Origin of the sequence: Acinetobacter sp. GWC1_38_13 (assembly GCF_001767535.1) — a bacterium.
In the GTDB taxonomy this organism is placed as follows: Bacteria; Pseudomonadota; Gammaproteobacteria; order Pseudomonadales; family Moraxellaceae; genus Acinetobacter; species Acinetobacter junii.
In genome coordinates, this window is record NZ_MELG01000028.1 from 8,673 (window position 1) to 15,929 (window position 7,257).

At 36.7% G+C, this 7,257-nt stretch carries 7 protein-coding genes and 2 pseudogenes; 4 read left to right on the plus strand and 5 right to left on the minus strand.

Annotated features, from left to right (window positions below; genetic code table 11):
* A partial coding sequence (locus A2003_RS02665; RefSeq protein WP_286686766.1) for an ATP-binding cassette domain-containing protein occupies positions 1–941 on the minus strand: 941 nt, incomplete at its 3' end.
* A gap of 608 nt (positions 942–1,549) precedes the next feature.
* Here A2003_RS02665 and A2003_RS02670 point away from each other — a divergent pair.
* The gene (locus tag A2003_RS02670; protein ID WP_039047343.1) at positions 1,550–2,590 is read left to right on the plus strand and encodes a 3-deoxy-7-phosphoheptulonate synthase; all 1,041 of its coding nucleotides are present in this window, start codon (positions 1,550–1,552) and stop codon (positions 2,588–2,590) included.
* 48 nt (positions 2,591–2,638) lie between these two features.
* Here the strand turns inward: A2003_RS02670 and A2003_RS02675 are convergent, their stop codons facing one another.
* Positions 2,639–3,559 (minus strand): alpha/beta fold hydrolase, encoded by a 921-nt coding sequence (locus A2003_RS02675; RefSeq protein ID WP_039047342.1) that lies wholly within the window; start codon positions 3,557–3,559, stop codon positions 2,639–2,641.
* Positions 3,559–4,119 (minus strand): PadR family transcriptional regulator, encoded by a 561-nt coding sequence (locus A2003_RS02680; protein ID WP_004962055.1) that lies wholly within the window; start codon positions 4,117–4,119, stop codon positions 3,559–3,561. The genes A2003_RS02675 and A2003_RS02680 overlap by 1 nt, the downstream gene beginning before the upstream one ends.
* A 124-nt stretch (positions 4,120–4,243) precedes the next feature.
* Between A2003_RS02680 and A2003_RS02685 the strand changes: the two genes are divergently transcribed.
* The 3 genes and pseudogenes from A2003_RS02685 to A2003_RS02695 all read left to right on the plus strand — a co-directional run.
* Positions 4,244–6,268 carry an NADPH-dependent 2,4-dienoyl-CoA reductase gene (locus A2003_RS02685; RefSeq protein ID WP_005402584.1) on the plus strand — a complete coding sequence of 675 codons (2,025 nt, stop codon included), beginning with the start codon at positions 4,244–4,246 and terminating at the stop codon, positions 6,266–6,268.
* Positions 6,269–6,341: 73 nt separating this feature from the next.
* Entirely contained in the window at positions 6,342–6,749 is a 408-nt protein-coding gene (locus tag A2003_RS02690) for a nuclear transport factor 2 family protein (protein ID WP_004962049.1), read from the plus strand.
* A gap of 33 nt (positions 6,750–6,782) precedes the next feature.
* Positions 6,783–7,019: pseudogene (locus A2003_RS02695) on the plus strand (SGNH/GDSL hydrolase family protein); the annotation flags it as partial.
* Here A2003_RS02695 and A2003_RS02700 read toward each other — a convergent pair.
* Positions 7,016–7,111, minus strand: a pseudogene (locus A2003_RS02700) (metal-dependent hydrolase); the annotation flags it as partial. The pseudogenes A2003_RS02695 and A2003_RS02700 overlap by 4 nt on opposite strands.
* Positions 7,112–7,151: 40 nt before the next feature.
* A partial coding sequence (locus A2003_RS02705) for an integrase core domain-containing protein (protein WP_286686767.1) occupies positions 7,152–7,257 on the minus strand: 106 nt, incomplete at its 5' end.

Genomic DNA, 7,257 nt, shown 5'->3' on the forward strand with positions numbered 1-7,257 from the left:
TGCTGTAATTCATCTTTTGCTTGAGTAAGCTGTTTGATCTGTTGTTTTTTTAGTTGAGAGAGTGATTGTTCAGATTGCTCCTTTTTTGCATCAAGTAAGATTGTCGCTTGAGATCCTGAAGCTCTTAATTTCTCACCTGTTTTCTTTCTTTTTTGTGCTTTCTTTTGGCTTTGATGTTGTTGCTCTTTGAGTTGTTTCAAATCACGCTTTTCTTGTAGAACTGAATGAGATAATGCTTGTATTTGCAACTGATGCTGTCGGTGATAAAGATCATAATTTCCTCCATAGTAGTGCAAACCTAAGTGGTTTAAATTGAAAATACCTTCTACATGAGCGAGTAGTAGGCGGTCATGACTAATAATGAGTCCGCCTGTTGGATGTAGTTCCATTTGCTGAGCGAGCCATTTTCTTCCTTGCGTATCCAAATGATTGCTCGGTTCATCCAGTAATAGATAATGATCTTTAAGTAAGAATAACCGACAAAGTGCAAGTTTAGTCTTTTGTCCTTCACTTAATTGATTTGTACTTTTACCTAGATCAGTGGGTAAGTCTGCACTTTCTAATAGTTGTTGCCATTCAGAAGGTAAATGCCAAAGATGTTCAACTTGATCAAAATCAGTCAATGTTGCAGTTCCATTACTAATGCGTTCAAAACAAAAATATAAGTCTTCTATTTCCAGTGTCTCAGCAATAGTCGCTGATTGGATACGTTGAAGCTGGTGAAGATCTTGATGTGGGCGTAACCAAGATATTTGACCTGAATAGGGTAGAGTTGTTTTTTCTCCATGAAGAATAGACATCAGAAGAGATTTGCCTTGTCCATTTCTTCCAATTAAACCAGTGAATTGTCCAATTGGAAGTTGGAAAGATAAATTAGTAAATAGTTTGTTTTGTGCTAGTTCGAGCGATAAATTTGAAACGACACATGCCTGTTGAGTCATAAGAAACCTCATAAACAGGATATGCAAAAATAGATCGAAATCAGTTTTAGAATATGAGTGGTCCAACCATAGATAAGTCTATTTTGCACATCAAAAAAGAAATTGAATTTGATGATGAAAAATAGGACTTACTTCATTGGCGTATACTCGTGGTGATGTATTTTTGTGCTATTTTATTGAAGCTTGGCTAAAAGATCAATTACTGTCTATTTTTTAGGTAAAATTAAAAAAACATAAAAAGTGCTTGTCAAATACAGAAATAGTGCGTAACTTAGAACTAAGCAACAGTTTTTAAGATATTTGAAATAAACATGTTAAAGCATACTGTAAACACGAACGCATACTTTTACTTTTGGCAATATATCTAGTTGCCTGATGCGTTTCGGGCAGCGAAAGGGTTGCCCAACCAGTTAATACCTGATCGGCAACACCGATCAGGTTTTTTTATGCTTTAAGATTCATTAATTTAGGAGAAATATTATGTATACATCAAACATTTCATATTTTAGCAAGATTTCTTGGTTTTACTTTGCAAAAAAATCAACATCACTTAGATCACTCTTGCTCAAATAAATACTCGGGCTGATTTCAGTCCAAAGGAAATGAAAATGAATGCTTTAAATACGGCTTTGAAACAATCATCACAAACGCAAATAAAAGAATCAATGCTTAGCTTGCCATCACAACTCAAAGCGCAGTATCCATTGTCTGCAAATTTAGTGCAGCAAATTTCAAAACATCGTCAAACGATTCAGAATATTTTATCTGGTCATGATCCTCGACTTATGGTGATTACAGGTCCATGCTCGATTCATGATCCTATCGCAGTACTTGAATATGCTGATCGCCTACAAAAACTCCAAGAAAAAGTTAAAGATCAAATATTTCTTGTAATGCGTGCTTATATTGAAAAACCACGTACAACAGTTGGCTGGAAGGGTTTTTTATATGATCCAAACCTAGATGGATCATCAGATTTACAATTGGGATTGGAAAAATCTCGTGAGCTATATATTCAACTTATTGAAAAAGGTTTGCCGATCGCGAGTGAAATTTTAAGTCCGATGGCAACAGGTTATTTTGATGACTTGTTGGCTTGGGGAGCGATTGGGGCACGTACAAGTGAATCTCAGATTCATCGTGAGATCGCAAGCCATATGCCATATAGTATTGGTTTTAAAAATGGTACTGATGGTTCGATTCAGATTGCTTTGGATGCAATTCAATCTGCTTTAAATGGTCATCAATTCCTTGGAATGACTCAGCAAGGTTTACCTGCTATTTTGCATAGCAATGGCAACCCTTTACCGCATTTAATTTTGCGTGGTTCAAACCATGGTACAAATTATGATTTGGCTTCAATTCAAGCGATGCACTTCAAACATAAACATTTACCTGCATTAGTAATTGATTGTAGTCATGGCAATAGTGGTAAAGACCCATTACAGCAACCAAATGTACTAAAACAAATTATTGCAGAACGTGCAGAATCCAAAGTACGTGGTGTGATGATCGAAAGCCACTTGGTTGATGGAAATCAAAAGATTTCATGTAATATGACTTACGGTCAGTCGGTAACGGATGGTTGTTTAGGTTGGGATAAAACTGAACAAGTTCTCTTGGAAATCGCTGAGCAAATGAGATCCTGATTGATCATAAAAAGCCAATCTTGTTGATTGGCTTTTTTATTGTATTTTTTATGCAGCATCCAATGAATTACTACTAAGAAAACGCCCAATTTCTTGAGAGAATTTTCTTGGTTCGGTAATTAAGGGAGTATGCCCTGAACGTTCAAAATAGATTGTTTGAGCATTTGCTAGACTATTAGCAACTAAAGTTTGTCCAGTTTCTGGATAAAGCGTAGAGTCTCGGCCAATAAAGAACGTTGTTGGACACTCTAATTGACTGATGGCATCACGGTAATCTTCATCATGATTCAGATAATTTTCAACATACCAAAGTAAATAGTCTAGTCGTTGAATAGGTAGTAAATACTTTTGTAAAACTGGTCGATTTAATGCCAGTTTAAAGATTTTTGGACTATAAGCATTATTGCTTTGTAACTCAATAAATGCACTCCAAAGACTTACAAGTTGATATCGAATGTCTTTAGGTAAATCTTCAAGCCTTTTTGCAGACTTATAATCCAATAAAAGTGTTTGAATATCGAGAAGTAAACTTTTGAATTGAGAATACTTTGTTCCAAATAGACCATATTGCCAAGTATCATCAACAGCAATTTTTGGTGTTTGATCAATATGAAGGTAGGCTTTAATTTTTTTAGCTAAATCACCATGTTTCATTCCATGCATAGCAGTCGTTGCACCCATAGAATATCCCATCAGGATAAACTGGTCTAAATTAAGCAGTTTGATGAGTGCATCTACATCATTCCAATGGCTTGAGATAGCATCCATTGATGGAATTACACAATTTTTAGAGCCGCCGAATCCTCTCCAATCTGGGATAATAAATTCATATTGATTGCGATTGGAAAATAAAAAAGGTAGCCATTGCCAGCTTTGCATACCAAGTCCTGATAAGACGAGTACAGGTTCTCCTTCGCCAACACGTCGTACAAATAATTTTTCTTGATCAGGCATGGTGTAAAACGGCATTATTTTTCTCCAATCTTGTCCGCTTCCTCAAACTTTTTGAGCTGAGGGATCATTTTCTGTAACCATTTTATCCATTCATTTTCTTTAATAATACCGAGTTCAAGAATCATTTTATGGATAAATAAAATACGATTTGTTGGCTCGTTATTTTTAAAGTCTTTGTCATGAATGGCTTGGTACAATTTTAACTTCTCTTTGTGTAACTCTAAGTGGCGAATCAACTCAGGTAATATCGTATTGCCACCTAATTGTGCTTCAGCCCTCAACCTAACCATCAAATCATCTCTTAGTTGCGCAGGTTCACTTTGTTGCTCGATCCATGCAGCTAATTGTATGCGACCTAATTGTTCGACTTGATATGTTTTTTTACGACTGTTTGTTGTTTCTTCTTCAATGGTTGATATCCAACCTTTTTTGAGCATTCCATTGAGTTCACGATAAATTTGTTGATGTGTCGCGTTCCAAAAGAAGCCCATAGAGCGATCAAAACGACGAGCAAGTTCGAAACCAGTGCTTGGTTTTTCTAATAAACTCGTCAATAAAACATGGGCAAGAGACATAAACATCCAAAAATAAAATGTGACTATTAAGATTATGCAAAATGTTGCATAAAAATCAAATATTGTTTATAACTTTATGCAACAAGTTGCATTAGCAAGCAGATTGCTAGCCATAGGAGAATTTATGTCAGCTTATCCACATTTACTTCAGCCACTTGATTTAGGCTTTACGACTTTAAAAAACCGTGTGCTTATGGGGTCTATGCATATTGGTTTAGAAGAAGCGCCACAAGGCTATGAACGTATGGCAGCATTTTATGCTGAACGTGCAAAAGGTGAGGTTGGATTAATTGTTACAGGTGGTGTATCTCCAAACGATGATGGTGTTGTTTTTGCACATGGAACAAAATTAGATTCAATCGAAGAAGCAGAAAAACATAAAGTGATTACCCAAGCTGTACATGATGCAGGTGGTAAGATTGCTATGCAAATTCTTCATACAGGGCGCTATTCTTATCAAGCAAATAACGTCGCGCCTTCAGCAATTCAGGCTCCAATCAACCCAATTAAGCCAAAAGCATTAAGTTCTGCAGAAGTCCAACAAACCATTGATGACTTTGCGAATTGTGCAAAATTAGCACAATATGCAGGTTATGATGGCGTAGAAATCATGGGCTCAGAAGGCTACTTGATTAATGAGTTTATTGCCGCACGTACCAACCATCGTGATGACGAGTGGGGTGGTAGCTACGAAAATCGTATCCGTTTTCCAATCGAAATTGTGAAACGTACGCGTGATTTAGTGGGCGAGAACTTTATTATTATTTATCGGTTATCTATGCTCGATTTGGTAGAAGGTGGTTCTAGCTTAGAAGAAGTGATTCACCTTGCTAAAGAAATTGAAAAAGCGGGTGCAACAATTATTAATACAGGGATCGGCTGGCATGAAGCACGTATTCCAACGATTGCTACAAAAGTACCTCGTGCTGCATTCACTTGGGTAACGGAAAAACTTAAAGGAAGTGTATCTATTCCATTAATCACTTCGAATCGTATTAACACACCTGAAATGGCTGAGCATGTTTTAGCATCAGGTCATGCTGATATGATTTCAATGGCTCGTCCTATGTTGGCGGATGCAGAATTTGTATTAAAAGCTAAAGAAAATCGCAGTGATGAAATCAATACCTGTATTGGTTGTAACCAAGCATGTTTAGACCATATTTTCTCTATGAAGATTGCGACATGTTTAGTCAATCCGCGTGCATGTTATGAAACTGAACTAATTTTCAAGGAAACAAATGCCGTAAAAAATATTGCAGTAATTGGTGCAGGGCCTGCAGGGTTGAGTTTTGCAACTTATGCAGCTAGCCGTGGTCATAAAGTTAAAATCTTTGATTCAAGTAATCAGATTGGTGGACAGTTTAATATCGCTAAAACGATTCCCGGTAAAGAAGAGTTTTACGAGACACTGCGCTACTTCAAGCGTCAAATCGAATTACAACCAAATATTGAGTTGGTGCTGAACCATACAGTAACTTATGAAGAGTTAAGCAAAGCAAACTATGATGAAATTGTTGTAGCTACTGGTGTAACACCACGTCAATTACAATTTGAAGGCATTCATCATCCAAAAGTTCTAAGTTATATCCAAGTACTTAAAGAGCGTGTACCAGTAGGAAAACGTGTAGCGATTATTGGTGCTGGTGGTATTGGTTTTGATACTGCTGAGTATTTAAGTCACGAAGGTGAAAGCGGTAGCTTAAACCCTGAAAAATTCTATGCAGAATGGGGAATTGATACAGCGTACGAGCATGTTGGTGGTCTGAAACAACCTGAACTTGAAAAATCTGAACGAGAAATATATTTATTACAACGTAAGGCTTCGGCAGTAGGTGCAGGTCTGGGTAAAACAACTGGCTGGATTCACCGCACAGGCTTAAAACACCGCGATGTAAAAATGATCGCAGGTGCAAGTTATGACAAAGTAGATGATCTAGGTTTACATATTACTGTTGATGGAAAAACAACAGTATTAGAAGTTGATAACGTTGTAATTTGTGCAGGCCAAGAATCATATACAGCGATGTATGATCAACTCAAAGCTGATGGTAAAAATGTTCATCTTATCGGTGGTGCAAAAGAAGCAGGCGAGTTAGATGCGAAGCGTGCAATTCGTCAAGGTGCTGAACTAGCGGCAATTCTATAATAAATAAAAGGGTGTTTTCTATTTTAAGAAAATGCCCTTTTCAAGACCATATAAATTTAATAGGACAATAAAAATGACACTTGCAACAACTCAAATATCAATCAAAAAATGGCATCAAATGTTAGAAACCAATGACATGTCCATCTTAAATGATTTATTAGCAGATGAAGTGGTATTTAGATCACCTGTCGCTTATAAACCGTATGAAGGGAAACAGGTTGTTTTCTTTATTTTGACCAATGTTATCCAAGTTTTTCAGGACTTTACTTATCATCGTGAGTTCTTTACGGAAGATGGTGAAAATGTAGTGCTAGAATTTAGTGCGAATGTGAGTGGTAAATCATTAAAAGGTATCGATATGATTCGCTTCAATGATCGAGGGCAAATTATTGATTTTGAAGTGATGATTCGGCCAATGAGTGGTTTGGCTGCCTTAGCAGAGCAAATGGGTCAAAGAATCTCCCAATATCAAGCTACTTAATATTAAAAATAGCCTAAGTAAGTTTGAATTAAAATGTGGTTAAAAATATCGACATTATTCTTAATGCCAATCATAGTTGCTCAAGGAATTGTTGTTAAACAACGTACGCCAAAACTTCTAGAGCCAATTGGAGAACGTCAAGGAATTGTAGGTCTTGGTCGACCATTATCATTGCTTATTTTAGGTGATTCTGCTGCTGCAGGAGTTGGTGTTGAATATCAGCATCAAGCTCTTTCAGGCGTATTGCTTTCACAGCTTATGAATGCCCATAACCATAAATCTCGTATAGTTTTATCCGTCATATACTCATTTACAGTTTCCATCATACTTACGACTAGTACAGCTGTGTAATGCCCTAAACCTGGTAATCCTCCCATAAATAACCGAAGTTAAAAGTAGAGGTTAAGCAGCCATTAGAGGTGGCTTTCCTTTGTTAGCTTGATGTGATCTTTCATGGTTGTAATGCCACAACCAGTTTGTTGCATAATCTTGTACTTCATCCAAAGTA

Excerpts from the sequence above, each read along its gene's own strand:
- A2003_RS02670 (WP_039047343.1), top strand. The coding sequence starts at position 1,550 with ATGAATGCTTTAAATACGGCTTTGAAACAATCATCACAAACGCAAATA.
- A2003_RS02675 (WP_039047342.1), bottom strand. The coding sequence starts at position 3,559 with ATGCCGTTTTACACCATGCCTGATCAAGAAAAATTATTTGTACGACGT.
- A2003_RS02680 (WP_004962055.1), bottom strand. The coding sequence starts at position 4,119 with ATGTCTCTTGCCCATGTTTTATTGACGAGTTTATTAGAAAAACCAAGC.
- A2003_RS02685 (WP_005402584.1), top strand. The coding sequence starts at position 4,244 with ATGTCAGCTTATCCACATTTACTTCAGCCACTTGATTTAGGCTTTACG.
- A2003_RS02690 (WP_004962049.1), top strand. The coding sequence starts at position 6,342 with ATGACACTTGCAACAACTCAAATATCAATCAAAAAATGGCATCAAATG.